Annotated in this window: 26 protein-coding genes and 1 tRNA gene; 11 read left to right on the top strand and 16 right to left on the bottom strand. The window is 30.5% G+C overall.

Features of this window, described 5'->3' with window-relative positions; translation table 11 throughout:
- Positions 1 to 377: 377 nt before the first annotated feature.
- Positions 378 to 1,820, bottom strand: a complete 1,443-nt coding sequence (locus tag IU405_RS03015) for a glyceraldehyde-3-phosphate dehydrogenase (protein ID WP_197437130.1) — start codon at positions 1,818 to 1,820, stop codon at positions 378 to 380.
- 131 nt (positions 1,821 to 1,951) lie between these two features.
- A complete protein-coding gene (locus tag IU405_RS03010; protein ID WP_197437129.1) occupies positions 1,952 to 3,346 on the bottom strand; it encodes a trypsin-like peptidase domain-containing protein in 1,395 nt (464 codons plus the stop codon).
- Between the two features lie 132 nt (positions 3,347 to 3,478).
- On the opposite strand from IU405_RS03010, the gene dapF reads away from it, so the two are divergent.
- The 4 genes from dapF to IU405_RS02990 all read left to right on the top strand — a co-directional run bounded on the left by dapF (position 3,479) and on the right by IU405_RS02990 (position 6,612).
- The gene (gene dapF / locus IU405_RS03005; protein ID WP_197437128.1) at positions 3,479 to 4,249 is read left to right on the top strand and encodes a diaminopimelate epimerase; all 771 of its coding nucleotides are present in this window, start codon (positions 3,479 to 3,481) and stop codon (positions 4,247 to 4,249) included.
- Entirely contained in the window at positions 4,249 to 4,773 is a 525-nt protein-coding gene (locus tag IU405_RS03000) for a GNAT family N-acetyltransferase (RefSeq protein ID WP_197437127.1), read from the top strand. The genes dapF and IU405_RS03000 overlap by 1 nt, the downstream gene beginning before the upstream one ends.
- A 31-nt stretch (positions 4,774 to 4,804) precedes the next feature.
- The gene (gene mltG, locus IU405_RS02995; protein WP_231749483.1) at positions 4,805 to 5,833 is read left to right on the top strand and encodes an endolytic transglycosylase MltG; all 1,029 of its coding nucleotides are present in this window, start codon (positions 4,805 to 4,807) and stop codon (positions 5,831 to 5,833) included.
- Positions 5,834 to 6,030: 197 nt separating this feature from the next.
- Complete coding sequence (locus tag IU405_RS02990; protein ID WP_197437126.1) at positions 6,031 to 6,612, top strand: peptidoglycan-binding protein LysM; 582 nt, start codon at positions 6,031 to 6,033, stop codon at positions 6,610 to 6,612.
- A 1-nt stretch (position 6,613) separates the two neighbouring features.
- On the opposite strand, the gene IU405_RS02985 is transcribed toward IU405_RS02990, so the two are convergent.
- From IU405_RS02985 to dnaA, 3 genes are read right to left on the bottom strand one after another with little or no spacing between them, the layout of a single operon-like run.
- Positions 6,614 to 7,321, bottom strand: a complete 708-nt coding sequence (locus IU405_RS02985; RefSeq protein WP_197437125.1) for an SAM-dependent methyltransferase — start codon at positions 7,319 to 7,321, stop codon at positions 6,614 to 6,616.
- Positions 7,318 to 7,770, bottom strand: coding sequence for a low molecular weight protein-tyrosine-phosphatase (locus tag IU405_RS02980; protein ID WP_231749481.1), 453 nt, complete (start codon positions 7,768 to 7,770; stop codon positions 7,318 to 7,320). Before IU405_RS02980 ends, IU405_RS02985 begins: the two co-directional genes overlap by 4 nt.
- 13 nt (positions 7,771 to 7,783) lie before the next feature.
- Positions 7,784 to 9,211, bottom strand: coding sequence for a chromosomal replication initiator protein DnaA (gene dnaA / locus IU405_RS02975; RefSeq protein ID WP_197437124.1), 1,428 nt, complete (start codon positions 9,209 to 9,211; stop codon positions 7,784 to 7,786).
- A 168-nt stretch (positions 9,212 to 9,379) separates the two neighbouring features.
- On the opposite strand from dnaA, the gene IU405_RS02970 reads away from it, so the two are divergent.
- Complete coding sequence (locus tag IU405_RS02970) at positions 9,380 to 9,778, top strand: acyl-CoA thioesterase (RefSeq protein ID WP_197437123.1); 399 nt, start codon at positions 9,380 to 9,382, stop codon at positions 9,776 to 9,778.
- Here the strand turns inward: IU405_RS02970 and IU405_RS02965 are convergent.
- From IU405_RS02965 to IU405_RS02945, 5 genes are read right to left on the bottom strand one after another with little or no spacing between them, the layout of a single operon-like run.
- Entirely contained in the window at positions 9,767 to 10,378 is a 612-nt protein-coding gene (locus IU405_RS02965) for an IMPACT family protein (RefSeq protein WP_197437122.1), read from the bottom strand. The genes IU405_RS02970 and IU405_RS02965 overlap by 12 nt on opposite strands.
- The gene (locus IU405_RS02960; protein WP_197437121.1) at positions 10,375 to 11,238 is read right to left on the bottom strand and encodes a DMT family transporter; all 864 of its coding nucleotides are present in this window, start codon (positions 11,236 to 11,238) and stop codon (positions 10,375 to 10,377) included. The genes IU405_RS02965 and IU405_RS02960 overlap by 4 nt, the downstream gene beginning before the upstream one ends.
- Entirely contained in the window at positions 11,235 to 11,846 is a 612-nt protein-coding gene (locus IU405_RS02955; protein ID WP_197437120.1) for an HAD-IA family hydrolase, read from the bottom strand. The genes IU405_RS02960 and IU405_RS02955 overlap by 4 nt, the downstream gene beginning before the upstream one ends.
- Positions 11,839 to 12,882: a bifunctional diaminohydroxyphosphoribosylaminopyrimidine deaminase/5-amino-6-(5-phosphoribosylamino)uracil reductase RibD gene (gene ribD / locus IU405_RS02950; RefSeq protein WP_317193341.1), complete on the bottom strand. Its 1,044-nt coding sequence runs from the start codon at positions 12,880 to 12,882 to the stop codon at positions 11,839 to 11,841. The genes IU405_RS02955 and ribD overlap by 8 nt, the downstream gene beginning before the upstream one ends.
- Before the next feature lie 3 nt (positions 12,883 to 12,885).
- The gene (locus IU405_RS02945) at positions 12,886 to 13,350 is read right to left on the bottom strand and encodes a hypothetical protein (RefSeq protein WP_197437119.1); all 465 of its coding nucleotides are present in this window, start codon (positions 13,348 to 13,350) and stop codon (positions 12,886 to 12,888) included.
- Between the two features lie 53 nt (positions 13,351 to 13,403).
- On the opposite strand from IU405_RS02945, the gene IU405_RS02940 reads away from it, so the two are divergent.
- From IU405_RS02940 to IU405_RS02930, 3 genes are all read left to right on the top strand, one after another.
- Positions 13,404 to 13,895 (top strand): GNAT family N-acetyltransferase, encoded by a 492-nt coding sequence (locus IU405_RS02940; protein WP_197437118.1) that lies wholly within the window; start codon positions 13,404 to 13,406, stop codon positions 13,893 to 13,895.
- Positions 13,896 to 13,905: 10 nt separating this feature from the next.
- A complete protein-coding gene (gene prmC, locus IU405_RS02935; RefSeq protein WP_197437139.1) occupies positions 13,906 to 14,793 on the top strand; it encodes a peptide chain release factor N(5)-glutamine methyltransferase in 888 nt (295 codons plus the stop codon).
- A gap of 60 nt (positions 14,794 to 14,853) precedes the next feature.
- Positions 14,854 to 14,926: transfer RNA gene (locus tag IU405_RS02930), tRNA-Gly, on the top strand.
- Between the two features lie 33 nt (positions 14,927 to 14,959).
- Here IU405_RS02930 and IU405_RS02925 read toward each other — a convergent pair.
- The gene (locus tag IU405_RS02925; RefSeq protein ID WP_197437138.1) at positions 14,960 to 15,613 is read right to left on the bottom strand and encodes a rhomboid family intramembrane serine protease; all 654 of its coding nucleotides are present in this window, start codon (positions 15,611 to 15,613) and stop codon (positions 14,960 to 14,962) included.
- Between the two features lie 82 nt (positions 15,614 to 15,695).
- Here IU405_RS02925 and IU405_RS02920 point away from each other — a divergent pair, with 82 nt between their 5' ends.
- On the top strand, positions 15,696 to 16,613 hold the full coding sequence (locus IU405_RS02920; RefSeq protein WP_197437117.1) for a lysophospholipid acyltransferase family protein: 918 nt from the start codon (positions 15,696 to 15,698) through the stop codon (positions 16,611 to 16,613).
- Here IU405_RS02920 and IU405_RS02915 read toward each other — a convergent pair.
- Together IU405_RS02915 and glmM are read right to left on the bottom strand one after the other, a co-directional pair.
- Positions 16,594 to 18,057 (bottom strand): aminotransferase class V-fold PLP-dependent enzyme, encoded by a 1,464-nt coding sequence (locus IU405_RS02915; RefSeq protein WP_197437116.1) that lies wholly within the window; start codon positions 18,055 to 18,057, stop codon positions 16,594 to 16,596. The genes IU405_RS02920 and IU405_RS02915 overlap by 20 nt on opposite strands.
- Positions 18,058 to 18,063: 6 nt before the next feature.
- The gene (gene glmM / locus IU405_RS02910; RefSeq protein ID WP_197437115.1) at positions 18,064 to 19,455 is read right to left on the bottom strand and encodes a phosphoglucosamine mutase; all 1,392 of its coding nucleotides are present in this window, start codon (positions 19,453 to 19,455) and stop codon (positions 18,064 to 18,066) included.
- Positions 19,456 to 19,590: 135 nt separating this feature from the next.
- Here glmM and IU405_RS02905 point away from each other — a divergent pair, with 135 nt between their 5' ends.
- Positions 19,591 to 20,397 (top strand): DUF6090 family protein, encoded by an 807-nt coding sequence (locus IU405_RS02905; RefSeq protein WP_197437114.1) that lies wholly within the window; start codon positions 19,591 to 19,593, stop codon positions 20,395 to 20,397.
- Positions 20,398 to 20,408: 11 nt separating this feature from the next.
- Here IU405_RS02905 and rimO read toward each other — a convergent pair whose 3' ends face one another.
- Together rimO and IU405_RS02895 are read right to left on the bottom strand one after the other, a co-directional pair.
- Positions 20,409 to 21,725, bottom strand: a complete 1,317-nt coding sequence (rimO, locus tag IU405_RS02900) for a 30S ribosomal protein S12 methylthiotransferase RimO (protein ID WP_197437113.1) — start codon at positions 21,723 to 21,725, stop codon at positions 20,409 to 20,411.
- A gap of 92 nt (positions 21,726 to 21,817) precedes the next feature.
- A complete protein-coding gene (locus tag IU405_RS02895) occupies positions 21,818 to 23,464 on the bottom strand; it encodes an amidase family protein (protein ID WP_197437112.1) in 1,647 nt (548 codons plus the stop codon).
- 79 nt (positions 23,465 to 23,543) lie between these two features.
- On the opposite strand from IU405_RS02895, the gene IU405_RS02890 reads away from it, so the two are divergent.
- Complete coding sequence (locus tag IU405_RS02890; RefSeq protein WP_197437111.1) at positions 23,544 to 24,629, top strand: serine hydrolase domain-containing protein; 1,086 nt, start codon at positions 23,544 to 23,546, stop codon at positions 24,627 to 24,629.
- 4 nt (positions 24,630 to 24,633) lie between these two features.
- Here the strand turns inward: IU405_RS02890 and ftsY are convergent, their stop codons facing one another.
- The gene (ftsY, locus tag IU405_RS02885; protein WP_197437110.1) at positions 24,634 to 25,587 is read right to left on the bottom strand and encodes a signal recognition particle-docking protein FtsY; all 954 of its coding nucleotides are present in this window, start codon (positions 25,585 to 25,587) and stop codon (positions 24,634 to 24,636) included.
- Positions 25,588 to 25,631 lie beyond the last annotated feature (44 nt).

The raw sequence follows: 25,631 nt of genomic DNA, 5'->3' as shown, positions 1-25,631 counted from the left end.
ATTTACAAGAAATTATATGGGATTTTTGCTACTCATAAATTGTAGATTTCAATTTACGTTGTTATCAAAATTTGTTTTTTTATCAAGAAATAGCATTTTAAAATAACGAATTTCTTAGTCTTCGGAATGTATAGCCCTGATTGTAGTGAAAAGCCCGGAGTTACAAACATCAAATTTTTGTTGGCTTTTTAGGGCGACTGCAAGAAGCCATAAAAAAGACTTACAAAAATGATGTTTGTAACGAGGACTTGAAACGAAAAGCAGGAAACCTGCCTGCGGCAGGCAGGTAGCTTCTTAAAAAAAATCTTTACCTTTAAAATCAAAAAAACCTGAAATAAAATTATTTCAGGTTTTAAATTTAAATTGAGGGCTACATTTTAATAATTGGTAAATCTTCTAACTTTAGCAATGTGTCTTGCCAAACGCATTACTTGATGAGAATATCCATATTCGTTGTCATACCAAACATACAAAACAACACTTTCTCCATCAGTAATTGTTGCTTTGCTATCAAAAATGGATGGCGCTGTTGAACCTATAATATCTGTAGAAACCAATTCATTATCAATAGAATATTTGATCTGTTCTACCAAATCTCCTTCTAAGGCATTTTGTTTTAAAATGGCGTTTACAATATCAATAGTAACAGGTCTTCTTAATTGCAAACTTAAAATTGCCAAAGAACCATTTGGCACAGGAACACGAATGGCATTTGACGTTAATTTACCTTCCAAAGCTGGCAATGCTTTTGAAACTGCACTTCCTGCACCAGTTTCAGTAATCACCATATTTAAGGCTGCTGCTCTTCCTCGTCTGTATTTGCTGTGCATATTATCCACCAAATTTTGGTCATTTGTGTAGGCATGAATTGTTTCTAAATGTCCTTTTTTGATACCAAAATTATCTTCCAAAACTTTTAAAATAGGTGTAATTGCATTGGTTGTACAAGAAGCTGCAGAAAAAATATCGTATTTATCTGGGCTATATTTTTGATGATTTACTCCATGAACAATATTAGGAACTCCTTTTGCAGGTGCAGTTATCAACACTTTGCTTGCTCCTTTTGATGTTAACAATCTGCTCAATTCTACATCGTCTCTAAAAGCACCAGTATTATCAATAACCAAAGCGTCTTTTATTCCGAATTTTGTATAATCAATATCTTCAGGATTAGTTGCTGAAATCATAAAAACGGTTGTGCCATTGATGATGAGTGCATTATTTTCTTTATCAATTTGAACAGTTCCTAAAAAGTTTCCGTGAACAGAATCTACACTTAATAATGAAGCTCTTTTTTCCAATACAGTAGGAGTTATTTTATCACGAGTCACAATTGCTCTCAAGCGTAATTGTGTTCCTTTTCCCATTTTTGTCATTAACTCACGAGCCAACAAACGTCCAATTCTTCCAAAACCATACAACACCACATCTTTTGGAGTTAAATCTTTGGCTTCAGTAATATCTTTTAGTTGCTTTTTGATAAACGCAACTTTATCAATACATCCTTTTGGATTCAAATGACATTCATAAGCTAGTTTTCCAATATCCAATTTTGACGGTGGCAAATCCACTTGATGAATCGCTTTTGCAATACTCAATGCATCTTGAATTGTGATGGGTTTATTAACAAATTCTTTTGCATAATTGATTAAATTCAATACTTCACTGGCTCTTTTATCGACTAAAGGATTTCTAAAAAAAACCAATTCTATGGATTTATCATACCACAAATCATTTACAATGTTGATAAATTCAACTGTTGCTCTTCTAGTTAGTGCTTGTTGAGCAACTTCTTCTTCGTAATTTACAATTGTTGACATTTTTGGAGTTTGTTGATTTAATTTTTTGCAAAAGTATTTCTTTTTTCTGAAATGCGAAATCGATTTCGTTATTTTTTTTCTCAAAAAAAAATCCTGATAAATTATCAGGATTTTTAGGGTTTTAAAGGAGATTATCTAAATCGTAACGTTTCTTTTTCTCCCTTTAAATTTATCAATTCAATAATGATATAGGATCTACTATTGGCAACACTTTCTAACATTTTTACTCCTTCTTCAGCACTCTTTACACTTTTATCATTGATTTTTGTGATGATATAACTATTCAAATTATTTTGATCTCCTCTATCAATCGTTTCAAAAATCTTAGCTCCTCCAGAAATATTGAGTCTTTTTTGTTCTTCTTTTGATATATCTTTCAATTCCCATTTAAATGAACTTGAAATAAATTGAGGGATTTTTTTACCCAATTTTACATTTTTTGTCAAATATTGACCATTTCTGTTTACGGTAATTTCCACAAATTCTCCAGGTCTTTTAGCACTCAATTGACCACGTAAATCAGCAAACTTTGTAATTTTAACTTCACCAATTTTTGTAATAATATCGTCTTTTTTCAATCCAGCACTTGCAGCTCCTTGACCAGCTTCAACATCTGCAATTTTTACTCCTAAAACTTCATCATTTTCTTGAGGCGAAAAACGAATTCCCAAAACTGCTTCTTGTACATTTCCAAATTCTAATAAATCATCAATTACTTTTTTAGTAATGTTTGATGGCACTGCAAATGAATATCCAACAAAAGAACCAGTGCTAGAAGAAATTGCAGTATTGATACCAATTAATTCTCCTCTAGTATTTACCAAAGCTCCTCCACTATTTCCTGGATTTACAGCAGCATCTGTTTGAATAAATGAATCTATAGAACCATTTCCATCCAAATCTCTTCCTTTTGCACTTACGATTCCTGCTGTTACAGTTGATGTTAAATTGTATGGATTTCCTAATGCTAAAACCCATTCACCTACTTTTACATTATCAGAATTCGCGAAAGTAATAAAAGGTAATTCAGTATCTGTTTTGATTTTTAATAAAGCAATATCATCATTTTTATCACTTCCAATCAATTCAGCTTTGAAAACTTTTTTATTATTTAAAGTAACTTCTATTTCATTTGCTCCATCAATTACGTGATTATTGGTCACAATATATCCATCAGCAGAAATAATTACGCCACTTCCAGTTCCAACTTGTTCAAACTTTCTTGTCCCACTTCCATTTCCATAAAAAAACTCTGCAAGTGGATTGTACTGTGTTTTGATGGTAGTATTTTTTACGTGAACAACTGCATTCAAAGATTTTTCTGCGGCCAACGTAAAATCGATAGAAGAAATTTCAAAACTGTTTGAATCTGAATTTGGTGTTGTAAAATTTGTTTGAACTATGGATGATTTTTCTGGTCCTGAACGTTCAATAATTACAGGTCCATCAAAAAATAATTTATAACCACCTAAAGTGATCATTCCGCCTAAAATAGCAATTCCTAAAAAGCTTATATTTTTTCTCATATTATTTTTGATTTTTGATTGTTCAAATATACAATTTTAACATTTCTAGAAAATCTGTTTAACTTGTTTTTAACTCATTTTAACCGTGTTTTAACAAAGAACTTTTACACTCTAAATCGCTATCTTTGTGCCATGAATGTGAATTTTTACAAATATCAAGGAACAGGAAACGATTTTGTGATGATTGATAATAGAACAAATATCTTTCCAAAACAAAAAACTGACATAATTTCACATATTTGTGACAGGCATTTTGGTATTGGTGCTGACGGCATTATTTTAATTGAAAATGATGATTTTCATGATTTTAAAATGATTTATTTCAATGCAGATGCCAGTGAAACCTTTTGCGGAAATGGAGGAAGATGTGCTGTTGCTTTTGCAAAGAATTTGGAAATTATTGAAAATAATGCCCATTTTTTGGCTTTTGATGGAGAACATTTTGCCACGATTGAAAATGACATTATTTCATTACAAATGATTGATGTTAAACAAATTACTGTCAATAAAAAATCAGTTTTTGCTTTCACAGGAACTCAACATCATGTGGAAATGGTAGAAAATCTTGACGAATTTCCAGTATTTGAAAAAGGAAGAGAAATTCGTTATCAGTATGAAAATCCTGGTAGTAATGTGAATTTTGTGCAAAAAATCAATGAAAATACTTTTAGAGTTAGAACCTATGAAAAAGGGGTTGAAGATGAAACATTAGCTTGTGGAACTGGAGTGACTGCAGTTGCCATTGCCATGCATAAAACTCATAAAACAGTGAATAATTCAATCATTTTACCTGTTGAAGGTGGCATTTTAGAAGTTTCATTTGAAGAAGAAAATGGCATGTACAAAAATGTATTTTTAAAAGGCCCAGCAAAACTTGTCTTTCAAGGAAATATGTCAATTTGATGAATACGCTTCAAGGAAATCTTGTAAAACTAAGAGCTTTAGAGCCTGAAGATTTGGAATTTTTATTTCAAATAGAAAATGACGAATCTTTTTGGGAAATCAGCCATACACAAACACCATTTTCAAAATATGTGTTGAAACAATATTTGGAAAATGCCCATTTAGATATTTTCGAAACCAAACAATTACGTTTGATTATTGAAGAAAATTCATCTGAAAAAAAAGTAGGGATGATTGATTTATTTGATTTCAATCCTCAACATAAAAGGGCTGGAATTGGCATTTTAATTCACCCTGATTTTCAACAAAAAGGCTTTGCCTCTGAAGCATTGTCATTATTGATTCAATATTCATTTTTACACTTACAATTGAACCAATTATATGCAAATATCATGTCTGATAATGAAAAAAGTTTGCTCCTCTTTGAGAAACATTCTTTCAAAAAAGTAGGCACAAAAAAAGAATGGATTTTTTCTGATGGAAAAATGAAAGATGAAATTTTATTTCAACTGATAAAAGAGTAATTTCGCAACTTTAAACTTAATATTCTTCACTTTGGCAAAAAAGAAAATTAGTACAATTGCAATTGTAGTTTCACTATTTATTGGATGTATTGGGATTTATTATTATCAAAAAATATTTTCAAATAACGTTCAAAAATCAGGAGTTGTTTTCATAAATTCTACTGACGATTTTTCGAAACTTACTGAAAAATTAGCTCCATATATTAATGATATAAATGATTTTATGTGGGTTTCAAAATTGAAAAAGTTTACTAAAATCAAACCTGGAAAATATAGTATTCAAGAAAATATGAGTACAAATGATTTGGTGAACATGTTTAGAGGTGGACGTCAAACTGCTGTAAAATTGTCTTTCAATAATCAAGATACTTTAGAAAAATTAGCAGGAAGAATTTCGGAACAATTGGAAGCTGATTCCATTTCATTACTTACCGCTTTTAAAAATTCAAAGTTTTTATCAGAAAATAATTTTGACGAAAAATCCATTTTGGGCATTTTTATTCCTAATAGTTATGAATTTTATTGGAACACTTCTGCTGAAAAATTCAGAAATAAAATGTTAGTTGAATATCAAAATTTTTGGAATCAAACTAGACTTCAAAAAGCGAAAAATCTGAATTTATCTCAAAAAGAAGTGATTACTTTGGCTTCTATCGTACAAAAAGAAACTAGTAAAACGTCAGAAAGACCTATTGTTGCAGGTTTGTATTTGAATAGATTGCAAAATAATTGGCCATTACAAGCAGATCCAACAGTTATCTACGCTATTCGTCAAATAAAAGGGCAAGATTTTGTTGTAAAAAGAGTTTTAAAAGTAGATTTAGAAATCAATTCTCTATACAATACCTATAAAAATTTGGGTTTGCCTCCAAGTTTAATTGCAATGCCTGATGTTTCTTCTATTGATGCCGTTTTGAATGCTGAAAAACATGATTATTTTTACATGTGCGCTAGCATTGATAAAATTGGTTTTCATGAATTCGCAAAAAGTTTGGCACAACACAACAGAAATGCTGAAAAATATCAAAATTGGTTGAACAAACAGGGAATTAATCGATAAATTGTTAAAAAAGTTAACAAAAATTATTCCTAATTTTTTATTGTATTCGCAATACGAAACGTTGTAGTTGTTTAAAATCGCAAATAAAATCCATCCAAAATGATGGATTTTACAAAACGAATGATATTAATACACTGATTATCAATTCATATTGATTTATGTTGTAACTTTGCCCCGCAAAACAGAAAGATTCATTAATGATCAAAAAGTTTTTTTTATATAGTGCAATCCTTTTTTTATTCGTTGGCGCAAATACTAGCAAAAACGAAATCGAAGAAACAGACACCGCATTTCTTCGTGAAGTTTCCAAATTAAACATCCCCTATTTACAAAATAACTTTGTTGCTTTTAAAGAAGCATTGGCTTATAAAGAGTCTAGAGGTAATTATACCATTGTAAATACTTTAGGATATTTAGGAAAATACCAATTTGGAAGAAATACTCTATCAAGATTCAGAATCCATAATACTCGTGATTTTTTACAAAATCCGGAATTACAAGAAGAAGCATTTATTGCTTTGTGCGAAATCAATAAATGGATTTTGCGTAAAGATATCAAGCGTTTTGTTGGAAAAAAAATCAATGGAATTGAAATTACTGAATCCGGAATTTTAGCGGCAGCACACTTAGCTGGTGCAGGAAATGTAAAAAAATTCCTAAGAAGCAATGGAACAAACTGTTTTTCAGATGCTTACGGAGCAAAACTTAGTACTTATTTAAGGAAATTTGCTGGCTATGATGTTTCTATCATTCAAGCAAATAGAAAAGCTCGTGTATAATTTATTCTTTTTGAATAATAAAAATAGTAGGTCTTTTGTGCAAATCAATTGATTGATTTTTCCATTCCTTTACAGACAACGTTTTTATAAATTCAGAATTTAAGGTGATATCTGCTGCTATACAAACTAGCGTATTTGGTGATAAAGTAGCTACCAATTCTGAAAACATTTTTTGATTCCTGTAAGGCGTTTCAATAAATATTTGAGACTGATTTTTATCTTTCGAAAGTTTTTCAAGCTCTCTAATCGCAGATTTTCTCTCGTTATTATCTATTGGCAAATAGCCATTAAAAGCAAAGTTTTGCCCATTAAATCCTGAACTCATCATCGCTAATAAAATAGAAGAAGGACCAACCAAAGGAACCACTTGAATATTTTTTTGATGCGCTAATTTTACCATTGATGCTCCAGGATCGGCAATTGCAGGCACACCAGCTTCAGAAAGCAAACCTACATTGATGCCTTGAGCACAAACGTCTAGATATTTTCTGGTATCAGATTCTTGCACAAATTTGTCTAACAATAGAATGTGTAAAGAAGGTTGTTTTTTTTCTGGACAAATATGTTTGATGAATTTTCTTGCCGATTTTTCGTTTTCAACGATATAATAATCAATCTCTTCTATAACTCTTTTTACAGAAATAGGCATTACATCCAAAGGCTCAGTTTCTCCTAAAGTTGTAGGAATTAAATACAGTTTCCCAATCATAATGCGTATTTTTTTATGATGATTTCGCAAGCTTCATCTAACATTTGAAATACATTTTCAAAACCTTCATTTCCTCCATAATAAGGATCAGGAACAAAACTAATTTTATTGGAATGGATTTCATTGAGAATCAATTTCACTTTTTGCTTGTCTGAATTGTTTCTTGATAATTTTAAAATGTCATGAAAGTTATTGTCATCCATTGCAAAAATAAGATCAAAATTATCAAAATCTTCTGGAGAAAATTTTCTCGCACGTTGATTGCTGATATCAATTCCGTACTTTTTTGCAACAAAAATTGAACGTTCATCAGGTTGATTTCCAATATGATATGCAGCAGTTCCTGCAGAATCAACAAAACTATTTTGAGAAGTAATTTTTGACTTTAAAATACCTTCTGCCAATGGTGAACGACAAATATTCCCCAAACAAACCATCAGTATTTTCATAATGAAACGATTTTTAGAAGGATAATTTCTTCATTAAATCATCCACATATTTTTTAAATTGCTTGTCAGTTTCTGTAAGATTATCAACAGTTTTACAAGCATGAAGTACAGTTGCGTGATCTCTATGGCCAATTTGACTTCCAATACTCGCCAAAGATGCTTTTGTCAATCTTTTTGCAAAATACATCGCCAATTGACGCGCTTGTACCACATGACGTTTGCGAGTTTTGGATTGCAAAGTAGCCACATCCATGTCAAAATATTTAGAAACTTCTTTCTGAATAAAATCAACAGAAACCTCTTTTTTGGTATTTTTTACAAATTTATCAACGATTTGTTTGGCTAGTTCTATCGAAAATTCTTTCTTATTGAAAGAAGCTTGTGCAATCATAGAAATAATTACACCTTCAAGCTCTCTAACATTTGACTTTATATTTTTTGCGATGTATGCCACAATATCTTCAGGCATTTCAACACCATCTCTGAACAATTTATTTTGCAAAATAGAAACTCTAGTTTCATAATCTGGAGCTTGTAATTCAGCAGACAATCCCCATTTGAAACGAGAAAGTAATCGTTGTTCAATATCTTGCATATCAACAGGCGCTTTGTCCGAAGACAAAACTACTTGTTTTCCATTTTGATGCAAATGGTTGAAAATATGAAAAAACACATCTTGAGTACCAGCTTTTCCTGAGAAAAACTGAACGTCATCAATAATCAAAACATCAATCATTTGATAAAAATGAATAAAATCATTTCTAGTATTTGATCTTACTGAATCAATATATTGTTGTGAAAATTTTTCAGAAGAAATGTATAAAACCGTTTTATCAGGATATTTATCTTTGATTTGAACACCAATTGCATGTACCAAATGTGTTTTTCCTAGACCTACTCCACCATAAATTAACAATGGATTGAAAGAAGTTCCTCCTGGTTTGTTAGAAACAGCCATTCCTGCAGAACGTGCTAATCTGTTAGAATCACCTTCCACAAAATTGGCAAAATTATAATTTGGATTTAACTGAGATTCGATTTTAACTTTTTGTAATCCTGGAATAATAAACGGGTTTCTTAGTTCTCTTTTATCAGATTCTAATGAAACTGTTACATTTTGAGGTTTTAATGGATCTCTGTTAGAACTTGGTATTTTTACGATTTGAGGTCTATTGCTGCTGTAGCTATTTTCCATTTTTACATCGTAAATCAATTTGGCATCATTTCCTAATTGTCTTACCAATGCAACTCGCAATAACTTGATGTAGTGTTCTTCTAACCATTCATAAAAGAATTTACTTGGCACTTGAATTGTCAATGCTTCTCCAGATAGTTTTACCGGTTTTATAGGTTCAAACCAAGTTTTGTAAGCTTGTGGTTTGATATTATCCTTAATAAAAGAAAGGCAGTCTGTCCAAACGGAATCAGCAGTGTTATTCATTTAATTGTGTTAGTAAATTTTGGTTATTAATTCGAAAAAACGAACTTTTTTCTGTTTTTCATAGACTTTACAAAAGTGTGAATAATTTTTAGTATAAAAAAATGAATTTGGGGTTGATTATTAGTTTTTTTTTACGTAAAATGCCTCGAATTATATTGTTTAAATCAATTGAAAAAATCTTTAACAAAAACCAGAGTTCGTTACTCAGAAACTGATCAAATGGGCGTAGTTTATCATGGAAATTACGCACAATTTTTTGAATTAGGCAGAACTGAATGGCTCCGAAAACTAGGAGTTACTTACAAAGATATGGAAATCAGTGGGATAATGCTACCCGTAATTTCTTTACAGTGTCGTTTTATCAAATCCGCAAAATATGACGATATTTTAACGATAGAAACTATTTTAATTAAAAAACCAATGGTGAAAATAGAGTTTGATTACAAAATTACCAATCAGAATAAGGAATTGATTTGTACTGGAAATTCTGTTTTAGCATTTATGGATATGAAAACGAACAAACCAACAAAATGTCCTGAGCATTTGTTAACAAGTTTAGGATTCTAATTTTTTGATAGAAATTGGATACATTTCATTGAAAATTTGAAATACTTTAAAGGCATCTTTTTTTCTGACAGCAATTTCATATTCACATTTTATGTCTAATTTTTGGTTTATCAGAATAACATCATGCTCCTTTATAATTCGTAAAACTTTGTTCATCAAATCATAGTTGAATGATACTTGAAAATATTCATCAATGGTTTTTTCAATTATTTTTGAAGCTTCCAAAGCTTGCTGTGCAGAAACTTTGTAAGCACTCATCAAACCACCAACTCCTAATTTTGTCCCTCCAAAATAGCGAACAGAAACCACCAAAATATTGGTCAGTTCAAAAGCTTGAATTTGTCCATAAATGGGCATTCCTGCTGAATTACTTGGTTCTCCATCATCATTTACTCGAACTCTTTTTTCCAAAATACCTAACTGATACGCATAGCAAAAATGTCTTGCTGTGTGATGCTGATTTTTTAGATTTTCAAGTATGATTTTTACATCTTCTTCTGATGAAATCGGAAAAGCATACCCGAAAAATTTACTGCCTTTTTCTTTGAAAAGTGTTTCTATTGAAGGCTTTTCAATGGTTTTATATACATCATCTATCATGATACAGCAACTAGTATAATTCCGAAAATAGCCAATAAAATTCCAATTTTATTTTTAAAAGAAAAATGCTCCTTAAACAAAAGAACTCCAAAAATTGTTGATAAAACAACAATTCCTACGTTATTTATCGTAAACAACATTGAACTTTCAAAACCTTTTGTTTGTAGAGATTTTATCAAAAAAATGATTGAAAAATAATTAGGGATTCCTAATAAAATTCCGGCAACTAAATTTTTGATACCAAAAGAAGAAGGTTGTTTTATGTGTTGAATCAACAAAATTATAAACCCAAAAAAAGCAGCAATTCCAAACAAACTTCCTGAAAAAATAGACACATCCTCTTGTGGCACAAAATTTAGTTCTAAATATTTTAGAACTGTATCTATGATTCCTGAACCTAAAAAAAGTAAAATCGGAAAAAGCATCGTGCTTTTATGCAAAGTTGATTTTTCTTCTTTAAATGATGTCAAATAGACTGCAATTAATGCAATGATTATTCCTATAATTTTCAAAAACGAAAAGGATTCATTATACAAAAATATTCCAAAAAAAACAGGAATGACAACTGACATTTTTCCTGCCACTGAAGCTACTGAAACTCCATTTTTTTGAGAGGTAATTGCCATCACAAAAAAAATAGAAACAAATAATATTCCTAAGAAAATTGACCCCAAAAACCAAGGTTGATTGGGAACTTCTGCAATAGAAAATTTACTTTCTGAAAACAGGAAACCAAGAATAAAAGCAATTATATAATTGACCACAATCGCTTTTAAAATATCAATTTTATAAATTCCGAAAAACTTAAAAATCACGAATAATCCTGAGGAAAATAGGATACTTAATAGAAGATAAATCAAAATAAATGGCTATTTTTTTTAAATAATTCTGTGACATTCTCTGTTACTGGATTCAAATTCCAAACATGAATTCCTAATAATTTTGCTGAATCAGTATTCTCTTTTAAATCATCTACAAACAAAGTTTCATCAGGTGAAAGTAGGTTGGATTTCAATACAAATTCATAAATCTCAGTATCTGGCTTCCTCAAATTGATTTCATGTGAAAGATAAAATTGCTCAAAACAATTTTTAAATTCTGTAAAAAATGAAATTCCAACTGAATTTTTGACAGACTCAATATGCAAATCATTGGTATTGCTCAATAAAAATAACCTGTATTTTCCTGAAGCAGCTAACTTTTTCAAAAAAAACAAACGATTTTCTGGAAAATCCAATAAAACAGCATTCCAAGCAAATACCAAATCTACTTCAGAAATAGGAAAACTTGATGAAAAATAGTCAATAAAATCAGCTGTTTCCATCAAACCTTTTTCGTAATCTTGATACACTTTTATCATTTCAGGTGTGATTTTAGAAACTCCTAACTTAGCCATTTCTCTGTAAGTAGCTTCTTTATCTAAATTGACAAAAATATCTCCAAAGTCGAAAATTATATTCTTAATCATTGCTATATATCTTCAAAATATCATTTTTTATATCCATTTCAGAAACGATTTTTCCTGAAAAAACTGGTGCTTTTACCCCATTTTTAAAAACTTTTTCTGATGTAAAAATAGACGCTTCATCCCACAAATTTTCATCAATAAAAGTTTGGATTGTTTTGGTTCCTCCTTCAATAATTACAGATTCAATATGATGTTTATATAAAATAGCACAAATTTGTTTTGCCACATTTTCATCAAAATTGATACCTTCAAAAATCAGTTTTTCTGATGATTTTTTGTTGGAATTCATATCATTTGTGATAAAAATCGTTTTGACAGTTTCGTCGTAAACAAAGAGATTTTTTGGAATTTTCAACTCTTTATCAATTACAATTCTGATTGGATTTTCTCCAAACCAATTTCTGACATTTAATTTTGGATTGTCAGACAAAACTGTATTCGTTCCAACCAAAATTGCATGTTCTTGCGCCCGAAATTTATGAACCAATTGCTGCGAATATTGATTAGAAATCCAAATGGGTTTTTGCTCAATATTAGTTTCTGGAGCCATAAAACCATCTTTCGTTTGCGCCCATTTTAAAATGATATAAGGACGTTTTTTTTCTTGAACCGTGAAAAATCGCTTGTGATGTTCTCTACATTCTTTCTCCAAAACACCTACAATTACTTCAATTCCAGCATTTTTTAAACGTTCTATTCCTTTTCCGGCAACCAAACTATTAGAATCAACACAACCAATCACTACTTTTTTAAACTGATGCTTTACCAACAAATCCGCACAAGGAGGCGTTTTTCCAAAATGTGAGCAAGGTTCAAGCGTCACATAAATGGTTGATTCTTTCAAAACAGCAACATTTTTTACTGAATTTACTGCATTTACTTCTGCATGATTTTCACCATAAACAGATGTAAACCCTTCACCTATAATTTTATTTTCATGCACAATTACTGCACCTACAGAAGGATTTGGGCGCGAAATTCCAATCGCATTTTTAGCAATTTGCAAGCAACGTTTTATGTAAAATTCGTGATTGATAAACTAAAATTTTATAATTATTTCTTCTGTTGTATCGATGATAAATTCTTTTTTGAAACCCAAAACCACGTAATTCAAATTTCCTTTCAACTGCACTTTTACAGGTTTATTTGTCAATACATTGAGCAATCCTCCTAAAATTCCGTTTTTTGTATTTTCAAAAATTTGCTTTGATGGAATGGCAATTTTTAAAGGAATTGTAAAATCTTTTCGAGAAGGAATTTTAAAAACATCTGACGAAACCTGCGCAATAGCTGCATCATTAATAATCACTTTAATTTGGTCAGTATACATTTTTCCTCCAACATAATTTGGATTATTGAAATAAGCATTTGCACCTAAATGTATGGTATCTTTGACAATATTGACAAATGTAATGTCGTCAACCTTTAAAAAAACAGGTGCTTTTTTGACAGAACAACTAAAAAAGACAACTAAAAAACCAACTAAAATGAGCGCTTTTTTCATCAAAAAATTTAAATTAAAATAGGTAAATTGCCCTCGCAAAAATACAGTATTAAATGTCAAATACAGACTTTATTATAAGAGAAATACAACAAAATGACAATGCAGAATTAGCTAAAATTGTTCGAAGTGTGATTGTAGAAATGGGCGCTCCAACAATTGGGACAGCTTATGAAGACAAAGCAACAGACCAACTTTTTGAAACCTATCAAAAAGAAAAAGCTATTTATTTTGTTTTGGAAATTGGTAAAAAAGTAGTTGGTGGAGCAGGAATTGCGCAACTGGATAATTTTGATGGAAATGTGTGCGAATTGCAAAAAATGTATTTTTTGCCAGAAGCAAGAGGAAAAGGTTTGGGTTCAAAAATGATTGCTATTTGTCTTGAAAAAGCCAAAGAATTTGGTTTTGAAAGTTGTTATTTAGAAACCTTACCCTACATGAAAGATGCAGTAAAATTGTACAAAAAAAATGGGTTTCAAAATTTAGAGAAACCTATGGGAAACACTTGCCATTATTCTTGTGATTTTTGGATGATTAAAGATTTATAACCTTATTTTGATTACAATAAAAGAGTACAAAAAAGATTTTTTTCAAGCTTTAGAAAACGATTTTCCAACCACAGAAATTGATACTTTTTTTTCATTTCTAATAGAAGAATATTTAAATTTTAAAAGAATTGATGTTGTTTTAAATCCTGATTTTTTGATTGATAAAACTACTCATAATCAATTAAATATCGCCTTAGAAAAATTAAAAAATCATGAACCAATTCAATATATTTTAGGGAAAACTGAATTTTTTGGTTTGCCTTTTTTGGTGAATAAAAACACTTTGATTCCAAGACCCGAAACTGAAGAATTGGTTGCATGGATTTTAGATGAAATTACAATTTTAGAAAAAAAAGAAACCCCAAAATTAACTATTTTGGATATTGGAACAGGAACAGGCTGTATTCCTATTTCGCTTGCAAAAAATATAGATTTCGCTACTATTTCTGCCATTGACATTTCAGCAAAAGCGTTGGAAGTTGCCCTTAAAAATGCTGAACTTCATAAAGTTTATATTTCTTTTTTTGAAATGGATATCTTGAAAACATCAAATTTGAATTTACTTTCAAAGGACAAAACTCCAATAAACTTTGATATAATTGTTTCAAATCCTCCTTATGTTCGGGAATTAGAGAAAGCTGAAATGCAAAAAAATGTTTTAGAAAACGAACCACATCAAGCATTGTTTGTTTCCGATGAAAATCCATTGATTTTTTATACTAAAATAGCTGATTTAGCAATGCAACATTTGTCAGAAAATGGATTGTTATTTTTTGAAATCAATCAATATTTAGGAAATCAAACAGTTGAGATGTTATCCAATAAAGGATTTAAAAACATTGAATTGCGAAAAGACATTTTCGGAAATGATAGAATGATAAAAGCAGCAATTCAGTAATTTTTTTGAAAGAAAAAATTGCAGAAATAAAAAATGAGTTTATATTTGCAGTGCTTTACTGCGAGAGTAGCTCAGTTGGTAGAGCTTTAGCCTTCCAAGCTAAATGTCGCCGGTTCGAGCCCGGTCTCTCGCTCAAAAACGTTGCAAATTTGCAACGTTTTTTTTATTATAAACTTTTCAATTTACTTCCAAAAAGCAATAAAAAAACTATTGGTATTGCTAATAAAACAACAAAAATTGTATTTGTTAAAAAAAGTGAAGGAACTAACAAAAGTGTGATTGCAAAACCTCCAATGGTACCTCCTAAATGTGCTGCATGACCAATATTTCCTAACTGTTTTTTCATCCCATAAATAGAATATAATAAGTAACCAATTCCAAAAACATATCCTGTCATTGGAATAGCAAAAAACAATAACAATTTCATATCCGGAAATAATAAAATAGAAGCATACACAATTCCTGATACAGCTCCAGATGCACCTATTGCACTGTAATATGGTTCATCTTTATGATAAAAATAGGTATATAAATTGCCTGCAAGTAAGCTTCCAAAGTAAATCATTAAGAAACTGAAAATGCCAAGCATTGAAGAAACAATTCCGCCAAAAAGATACAATGCATACATATTGAACCCTAAATGCATCCAATCTGCATGCAAAAAACCAGCACTTATCATTCTTATTTTTTCACCATTTGAAATCTTATTGATTTGAAATTTATATTTTTCAAAAAAATGAAAATTGTCAAATCCTTTCATCGAAAACAATACATTCGCAATGATCATAAGGATAACTACTAAATTCGGATTTTCTAACATCCTACAAACATAAGAAAATTGAAAAGTTTTAAGCAAGAAAGTTTCATATTAAATGTAGATATTTGCATCATAATTTCAAAATATGCAACTCCTACTTTTCGGAATCGTTTATCCATTTGCATGGCTTTTTTCAAGATTGCCCATGAGAATATTATATCTGATTTCTGACGTTTTGTTTTTCCTGATTTATCATGTTTTTGGATATAGAAAAGAGGTGGTTATGAAAAATATTTCTTACGCATTTCCTGAGAAAACCCTTACAGAAAAAGAACAATTATCCAAAGAATTTTTCAAACACTTTACTGATATTCTAATGGAAAGTGTCAAAGCATTTTCAATGGGAGAAAAGGAGATTTTTAAACGTTATGCATACAAAAATCCTGAGTTATTAAATTCATTTGTTAACGAAGAAAAAAGCATTGCCTTGGTTGGCGCGCATTTGGCTAATTGGGAATGGTGTGTGAATTTACCTTTGATTACTAAAATTCCTATTTATGGCTCTTACAATCAATTAAAAAATCCTTATTTTGAAAAAGCGTTGAAAAAATCAAGAGAGCGTTTTGGATTTATTGGCATCAAAACCTTTGAAACTGTAAAAATAATGATGTTAAATTACCAAAAACAGCATCAGGGATTGTATATTTTATTGAGTGATCAATCGCCTTTGGTTGAGAAAACATTGTATTGGACTAAATTTTTCGGTGTGAAAGTTCCTGTTCATACAGGATTAGAAATGTTATCAAAAAAGTTTGATTTAGTTGTCATTAATCATCATACAAAAAAAATCAAAAGAGGATATTATGAAACTGAATTTGAATTAGTTACTGAAAACCCTAAAAGTTTTGAAAACTATGAATTGACAGAAAAATACCTCAATATTACCGAAAAAAACATCATACAAAGTCCTGAAAATTATCTTTGGTCACATAACAGATTTAAACATAAAGACAGGTTTGAAGAATGGACAAACAATTACTCTTCTAAGAAAACCAATAGGTAACCAACTCTTTTTCAAATGATTGATTATCCTTGTATGAAAAATCATTTTTAGAAATGTCATACACATAGTCTTTTGACCAAACTTCAATTTTCTCTGAAAGTTCTTTCAAAGCATCACAAATAAATTCCAATTCTTGATTTGTTATTGTTGGATGCAAAGACAAACGAACCCAACCTGGTTTTTCAGTATTACAACCTTGTAAAATTTGGTTTTTGATTTTTGTAGATGTTTCTTGATCCACATTTAATAAAAAATGTCCATACGTTCCTGCGCAAGAACAACCTCCTCTAGTCTGAATTCCAAAACGATCATTCAATAATTTTACCACCAAATTGAAGTGATATTTTTCAAAATAAAATGAAAAAATACTCAATCTTTTTTTCTGATTTGGAGCTAAAATTTGAACTCCTTTCAGTTTTTCAAGGGTTTCAAACATTCGTTTATTGATTTCGTTTTCTCGATTTTCAATATTTGAAACGCCCATTTTTTCCTTTAATTGAATGGCAAATGCAATTTTAATTGTTTGCAAAAAAGCTGGAGTTCCACCATCTTCACGAGTTTCAACATCATCAAAATAATCATGTTGACCCCAAGGATTTGTGTAACTTACTGTACCTCCACCAGGATTATCAGGTACAATATTTTTATATAATTTTTTATTAAAAACTAACACTCCTGCACTTCCAGGACCACCTAAAAATTTATGCGGAGAAAAGAAAATGGCATCCAAATATTCTTCCTCATTTTCAGGATGCATATTGATGTCAACATAAGGCGCACAACAAGCAAAATCCACAAAACACAATCCATTGTATTGATGAATGAGTTTGGCGATTTTATGATATGGCGTTTTGATTCCTGTAACATTAGAACAGGAAGTAATTGCGACAATTTTAATTTCTCTATGGAGATGTTTTTTGATACAACTTTCAAAATTTTCTACAGAAACCAATCCGTTTTCGTCAGCAGGAACCACTTCAACATCAGCAATTGTCTCCAACCAAGAAGTTTGATTGGAATGATGTTCCATGTGTGAAATAAAAATGATGGGTTTTAAATCATCAGGAATTGTTGTGTAATTTTTTAAATTCTCATTGATTTTTAAGCCTAAAATACGCTGAAATTTATTCACAACTCCAGTCATTCCAGAACCTGAAGTAATCAAAACATCATTTTCATTGGCATTCACATGACGTTTTATAATTTTTCTTGCCTCATGATAAGCAAGTGTCATTGTTGCACCAGTTGTAGAAGTTTCGGTATGAGTATTTGCTACAAAAGGTCCCAATTCATTGCAAATTTTTTCTTCAATTGGTCTGTATAATCGACCACTCGCAGTCCAATCAGCATATACCACTTTTTGTACTCCATAAGGAGAATCAAAAGTTTGATTGATGCCAATAATATGCTCTCTAAATTGCGAAAAAAATTGTTCTAAATTCATAAAAAATTACTTGATAATTTCTCTGATTTCATCAATAAAACGAACTGCTAAATCATCAGCTGCTTTTTGTGATTTCGCTTCTGTGTAGATTCTGATAATAGGTTCTGTGTTTGATTTTCTTAAGTGAATCCATTCATTTTCAAAGTCAATTTTTACACCATCAATTGTATTTACTTCTTCATCTTTATATGTTGAAGCCATGATAACCAGTATTTTATCAACATCTATCTCAGGTGTTAGTTCAATTTTATTTTTACTCATAAAATAACTTGGATACGAATCTCTTAATTGTTTGCAAGACATTCTCTTGTGCGCTAAATGCGATAAAAACAAGGCAACTCCTACCAAAGAATCACGTCCATAATGAGAAGCAGGATAAATAATTCCGCCATTTCCTTCACCTCCAATAACGGTATTTGTATCTTTCATTTTCTGAACCACATTCACTTCTCCAACAGCACTTGCTGTATATGTTCCTCCATGTTGAGTTGTAACATCTCTTAACGCTCTTGAAGATGATAAATTAGAAACTGTATTTCCTCCACCTAAACGTCCTAAAACATAATCAGCACAGGCAACCAATGTGTATTCTTCACCAAACATAGAACCATCTTCACAAATTAAAGCAAGCCTATCAACATCAGGGTCAACTACAATTCCCAAATCCGCTTTTTCTTTCACAACTAGTTCAGAAATATCTGTTAAATGCTCTTTTAAAGGTTCAGGATTGTGAGGAAATTGTCCATTTGGTGTGCAATATAATTCAACACATTCCACATTTAGTTCTTTTAATAACGCTGGAATAAAAATTCCTCCAGTTGAATTTACTGCATCAACAACCACTTTAAAATTGGCCTTTTTTATAGCTTCAACATCTACCAAATCAAGGTTTAAAACTTCTTTGATATGTTTTTGTAAATATGAATTATCAATTGTATACGTTCCTAAATCATCAACTTCAGCAAAATCAAAAGATTCATTTTCTGCCAACTCTAGAATTTTTTCACCATCAGCAGCATTTAAAAACTCGCCTTTTTCGTTTAATAGTTTTAAAGCATTCCATTGTTTTGGATTGTGAGAGGCTGTCAAAATAATACCTCCATCTGCTTTTTCAAGAGGAACTGCAACTTCAACTGTTGGAGTTGTTGACAATCCCAAATCAACCACATGAATTCCCAAACCAACTAAAGTATTTGCCACCAAACTGCTAATCATATTTCCAGAAATTCGAGCATCTCTTCCAATAACAACCAATAAATTTTCTTTTTGGGGATTTCTTAGTTTTAGAAATGCACCATATGCAGCTGCAAATTTTACAGCATCAATTGGAGTTAAATTATCTGAAGTTTTTCCTCCAATTGTACCTCTAATTCCTGAGATTGATTTGATTAAAGTCATTATAAAAAAATTTGAAACAAAGATACTTTTTTTCCTTAAAAAGCAAGTCTATTGTAAAATAAGTTGGAATTAAAATATTGAGAAGATTCATTTTAAATCATTTTTTTATACCTTTCACAAATCAAACAAAAGTCTATGATTCAAGTATATAGAAAAATTCGCCAAAAATTACTAGCACAAAACAATTTTCAAAAATATGTAATGTATGCAATTGGTGAAATTTTTTTGGTGGTTGTGGGAATTTTATTGGCGCTACAATTCAATAATTGGAGCATAGAAAACGTAAATAAAGTAAAAGAAAAATGGTATTTGATCAATATGGTTGAGGATATTGAATATCAAAGGGATGTTTTAAAATACATGAAAGAACATTACGAAAATTGTATAAAAACTTCAGAATCAATCCTTAAAAGCTATAAAGAAACTAAGAATTTTCAGAATATTGATAGTTTAAATGAGAAATTAAATTTATTAATGGAGACTGATAATTTCCCGAATATCAATAATACCTATCAAGAATTGATTTCATCTGGACAACAAGCATTGATTAAAAATAAAGAATTAAGTGTCAATATTATTGACTATTATTTGTATTCGGAAGACAATTATATTGATGTCAAAAACAATAATGATAATGTATTTTACCGAGAATTACATCCTGTTTTTTACGATTTAGCTCAAATTGTAATGATTGATAAAGAATTGTATGAAGATAAAGATGGGTTGTTTGAAACTGATTCAGAAATTGACATTATTTTAATAAAGAAATTAGAAATTGATGATACAAAAATGAAATTCTTAAATGCCTTAAAATCTTTAATTCTTATCTATAAATTACAACTAGAAATGATAGATGATACTATAGAAATGGGTAGAGATTTAGTCCAAAAAATTGATGATGAATTGGGTTTAACACCTGATATGGTCAATCAAACAGAATAAAATATTGATTTTTATGATTTTACAGGAGTTCCATACAAATCATAATCTCCTGCATCATAAATAGTTACATCAATAAACTCTCCAATTTTAATATAATGCTCAGTTGCATCAACCAAAACGTCGTTATCAACATCAGGTGAATCAAATTCTGTTCTTCCATAAAAAAATTCGCCATCTTTTCTATCAAACAAGCATCTAAAAGTCTTTCCGATTTTTTCCTGATTCAGTTCCCAGGAAATTTGAGATTGCAATTCCATGATTTCATTAACTCGTCTGAATTTTACATCTGCAGGAACATCGTCTTCCAAAACATAGGCACCTGTGTTTTCTTCATGAGAATATTCAAAAACGCCCAAACGTTCAAAACGCATTTCTTCCACCCAATCTTTCAGCTCCTCAAATTGTTCTTCAGTTTCGCCAGGATAACCCACAATCAGCGTAGTTCTGATTGCCATTTCAGGAATTGCCTCTCTGAATTTTTTGATTAAATCAGTCGTTTTTTCATGCGTTGTTCCTCTTTTCATCGATTTTAAAATCTCAGAATTGATGTGCTGCAAAGGAATATCCAAATAATTACACACTTTTGGCTCGCGTTTCATGACTTCAATTACATCCATTGGAAAACCTGCTGGAAAAGCATAATGCAAACGAATCCATTCAATTCCGTCAACTTTTACAAGTGCTTCTAATAAATCTGCCAAAGCTCTTTTTTTGTAAATATCTAAGCCATAATAGGTTAAATCTTGTGCAATCAACATGATTTCTTTGATGCCTTTTTCAGCCAATTTTGTAGCTTCTTTAATGATATCTTCAATGGGTGTTGATTTGTGTTTGCCACGCATTAAAGGAATAGCGCAAAACGAACAAGGTCTGTCACAACCTTCCGCAATTTTTAAGTATGCATAGTGTTTTGGTGTTGTTGTTAAACGCTCACCTATCAATTCGTGTTTGTAATCTGCTTCTAAAACTTTTAGCAAGTTTGGCAAATCATGAGTGCCAAAATATTGATCTACATTCGGAATTTCTTTCTCTAAATCAGGCTTGTAACGTTCGCTTAAACAACCTGTTACAAAAACCTTATCAATTTCTCCAGCTTCTTTTCTTTGTGCATAATGCAAAATAGTATCAATACTTTCTTCTTTGGCTTTACCAATAAATCCGCAGGTATTAATTACTACAATATTTCCATCATCGTTTTCATCTTCGTGAACTACATTTTTACCATTAGCTTTTAATTGTCCCATTAACACTTCGCTATCGTAAATGTTTTTTGAGCAACCTAAAGTTACCACATTGATTTTATTTTTTTTGATGGTTTTTGTACGCATTTTATTAGCTTTTGGCTATTAGATTATGAAACTTAATTTTTCACTTTTAAAAGTTTGCAAAAATAAGTCATTTTGATTGATTTAAAATTTTCTTATTGATAGTTTTTAGGCATTTTTCTAGCTTTTGATAGTTGCTCAAAAGCATAACCAATTTTCAGTAAATTACTCTCTGAAAATGGAAGTCCCACAAATGTCAAACTAATTGGTTCTCCGGATTTTTTATACCCCATAGGAACTGTCAATGTTGGATGAAAAGAGACAGCTGCAATACCAGAATGATAATTATTTATAGATAAAATAGCATCTAAATTTTGCTCTTTTAATGCCTTTAAATAGTTTTCTCCATCCAATTTTAGATTTTGTTTTACAACCTCTAATTGAGCTAAAGTGGTGGTGTCTTTTACAATTCCTTCAAATAATTGTTGTCCATAAGGAGCTCTTAAAAGACTGTCTTTTTTATTAAATTCAACTACACTTTTTACATTTTTAATAAAAAGTGATTTATCAGCATTATTTGCTAAATATTTGGGTAAATCGTGTTTCATATCAATATTTAACAGCGTAATAAATCCATTAAAAGAGGGTTGTTGAGGATTGAGTTCAACCAATTCTGCGCCTGCATTTTTTAGTTTTTCGATAGTTGCTGCATAAATTGTATCTGTTAAAAGTGATTGTAAAACACCCAATCTTTTTCCTTTTAAACTTCCTTTAGAAATTATATCAGCATTAAAATCATCTTTTTCAACTTCAAAAGATGATTCATCTGCATTGTCTTTTCCCAACATTGCTTGTGCCAAAATTGCATTATCAATCACATTTTTAGTCATTGGTCCAGGAGTATCTAACGTACTTGAAATTGGTACAATTCCAGTTCTACTTAACATACCTATTGTTGGTTTTAATCCTACAACCGAATTCATACTTGATGGCGAAGTAATTGATCCTGAGGTTTCTGTACCAATTGCAGCAACTGCAAAATTGGCAGCAACTGTAACTCCACTTCCTGCTGAACTTCCTCCTGTTTCAAATTCGCCTCTTCCATAAGGATTTAACGTTTGACCTCCAATGGCTGAATATCCTAAAGGACATCCTGAACAGAAAAAATAAGCCCATTCACTTAAATTGACTTTTCCTAAAATCAATGCGCCACTTTCCTTTAATTTTTCAACTATAAAAGCATCATTTTTTGTTTGATTATCTTTCAAAGCTACTGCACCAGCTGTGGTTGGCATATTATTGGTATTGATATTATCTTTCAACAAAATTGGCATTCCATACACTGAAAAATCGGGAATATTTTTTGCATTTTTATCTTTTTCTTTGGCTTGTTTTACCACATCAGGATTCAACGAAATGATACTATTTAATGATAATGTTGAGTCGCTTTCGAATTTTCGGATTCTATATAAATAAAACAAAGTCAATTTTTCATACGTCAAATTTCCATCTTTGATACTCTTTTGAATAGTTGGAATATTCTGCTCTAAAATGATTGGTTTTAAAGCTTGATAATCTTCTTCAGAAAATTTGGCTAAGTCATCATTAAATGGTTTGAAAACTTCATTCATATCTATAAATTTAGACTGAAATAATTTGAATTTCATTCTTCCATTTTGATGATTTTGCTGTTTTTTAAGAGCAATTGTTTCATCATATTTTTTAAAAAAAACAGGATTTTCTTTTTGTTGACAAGAAAGAAACAAGAAAAATGATACAGTAATCAGGAAAGCTTTTTTCATTACATTTGATTTTATTCTCAAAGATACTACTTTAAACCTTTTTTTTAAATAAATGTCTTATTGGTAATTTGATTTTTTTATGAAGCCTAAGAATCCTATTTTCATTATTTTGATTTCAATTTTCATTGTATTTTCTTGTTCAAAAGAAACAATTATTGAAGAGGAAATCATCAATGAAAATAATAACAAGATATATTTTCCACCCATAAATTCAAATGCATGGGAAACTGAAAGTATCTCCAAATTGGGCTGGAATGAAACTCAATTAAACCCATTATTTACTTTTCTTGAAGAGAAAAATACCAAAAGTTTTATAATCCTTTATAATGGTAAAATTGTCGTCGAAAAATATTTCAATAATCATAACAGCAATTCAGTTTGGTATTGGGCAAGTGCAGGAAAAACACTCACCTCAACAGTAGTTGGTATTGCTCAAGATGAAAATTTGTTAGACATTTCAAACAAAGTGTCAGATTATTTAGGAAATGGTTGGACTACTGCGCCATTATTAAAAGAAAATTTAATTTCCTCTAAAAATTTACTTTCGATGAATTCGGGTTTGGATGACAATTTGGGAGATGATGTTTCGCCTTCAAACTTGAAATATATTGCTGATGCTGGAGAAAGATGGGCATATCACAATGTGTATGTAAAATTGCAAGATGTTATTGAAAAATCTACAAATCAATCCTTTACATCCTATTTTAATTTGAAATTGAGAGATAAAATTGGCATGACAGGATTATGGAGAAATACTGGAGATTTGAGTGTTTATTGGAGTAATTCACGAAGTATGGCGCGTTTTGGATTGATGATTTTAGCTGAAGGAAAATGGAATGAAACGCAAATAGTTTCAAAAAACTTTTTAAATGAAGCCACAAATACATCTCAACAAATCAATAAATCCTATGGTTATTTATGGTGGTTGAATGGAAAATCTAGTTATCATTTACCACAAAGTCAATTTGAATTTCAAGGTACATTAATCAAAAATGCTCCTATTGAAATGTTTGCTGCGCTTGGAAAAAACGATCAGAAGATATATATAATTCCTAGTAAAAAATTGGTAATTATCAGAATGGGAGATGCTGCAAGCAGCAGTAACTTTGCTCTTTCTACTTTTGATGAAGATTTATGGGGAAAAATAAATCTATTAATAAATTGAATTTTTACTTAAAAAAAGAATCCACAAATTCAATTTTATTGAACACTTGCAAATCATCAATCCCTTCTCCTACTCCAATATATTTCACCGGAATTTGAAATTGGTCTGAGATTCCAATCACAACTCCACCTTTTGCAGTTCCATCTAATTTTGTGACTGCCAAACAACTAACTTCAGTTGCTTTCGTGAATTGTTTTGCTTGTTCAAAAGCATTTTGCCCTGTAGAACCATCCAAAACCAACAACACATCATGAGGAGCATCCCCAACCACTTTTTGCATGACGCGTTTTATTTTGGTCAATTCATTCATTAAATTCACTTTGTTATGCAATCTTCCTGCAGTATCAATAATCACAACATCTGCATTTTGAGAAACTGCAGATTTCAACGTATCAAAAGCTACAGATGCAGGATCAGAACCCATTTCTTGACGCACAATTGGCACACCTGTTCTATCAGCCCAAATTTGTAATTGGTCAATTGCAGCCGCTCTAAAAGTATCTGCAGCTCCTAAAACGACTTTAAAACCTCGTTTTTTAAATTGAGCTGCTAATTTTCCAATGGTGGTTGTTTTTCCAACACCATTGACACCAACAACCATAATTACATAAGGTTTTTTATTTTCAGGAATGGTAAAATCAATATCATTGCCTGTGTTGGTTTCAGCTAAAAGATTGGCAATTTCCTCTCTTAAAATTTTATTTAATTCGTTAGTGCTGACATATTTATCCTTTGCAACACGCTCTTCAATTCGTTCAATAATTTTTAATGTCGTATTAACACCAACATCCGAAGCAACCAACACCTCTTCTAAATTATCTAAAACCTCGTCATCAACTTTTGATTTTCCAACAACTGCCTTCGATAATTTATCAAAAAAATTTTCTTTCGTTTTCTCTAAACCTTTGTCTAAAGTTTCCTTTTTTTCCTTTGAAAATATATTTTTAAAAAAACTCATGATATTTTAAATACTGAATAACAACTTTTATAAAACGGTAATTT

This window comes from Polaribacter sp. BAL334 (assembly GCF_015767435.1).
GTDB lineage: Bacteria > Bacteroidota > Bacteroidia > Flavobacteriales > Flavobacteriaceae > Polaribacter.
Note: the sequence above shows the minus strand (reverse complement) of the source record. Positions and strands in the feature narration are given on the sequence as shown.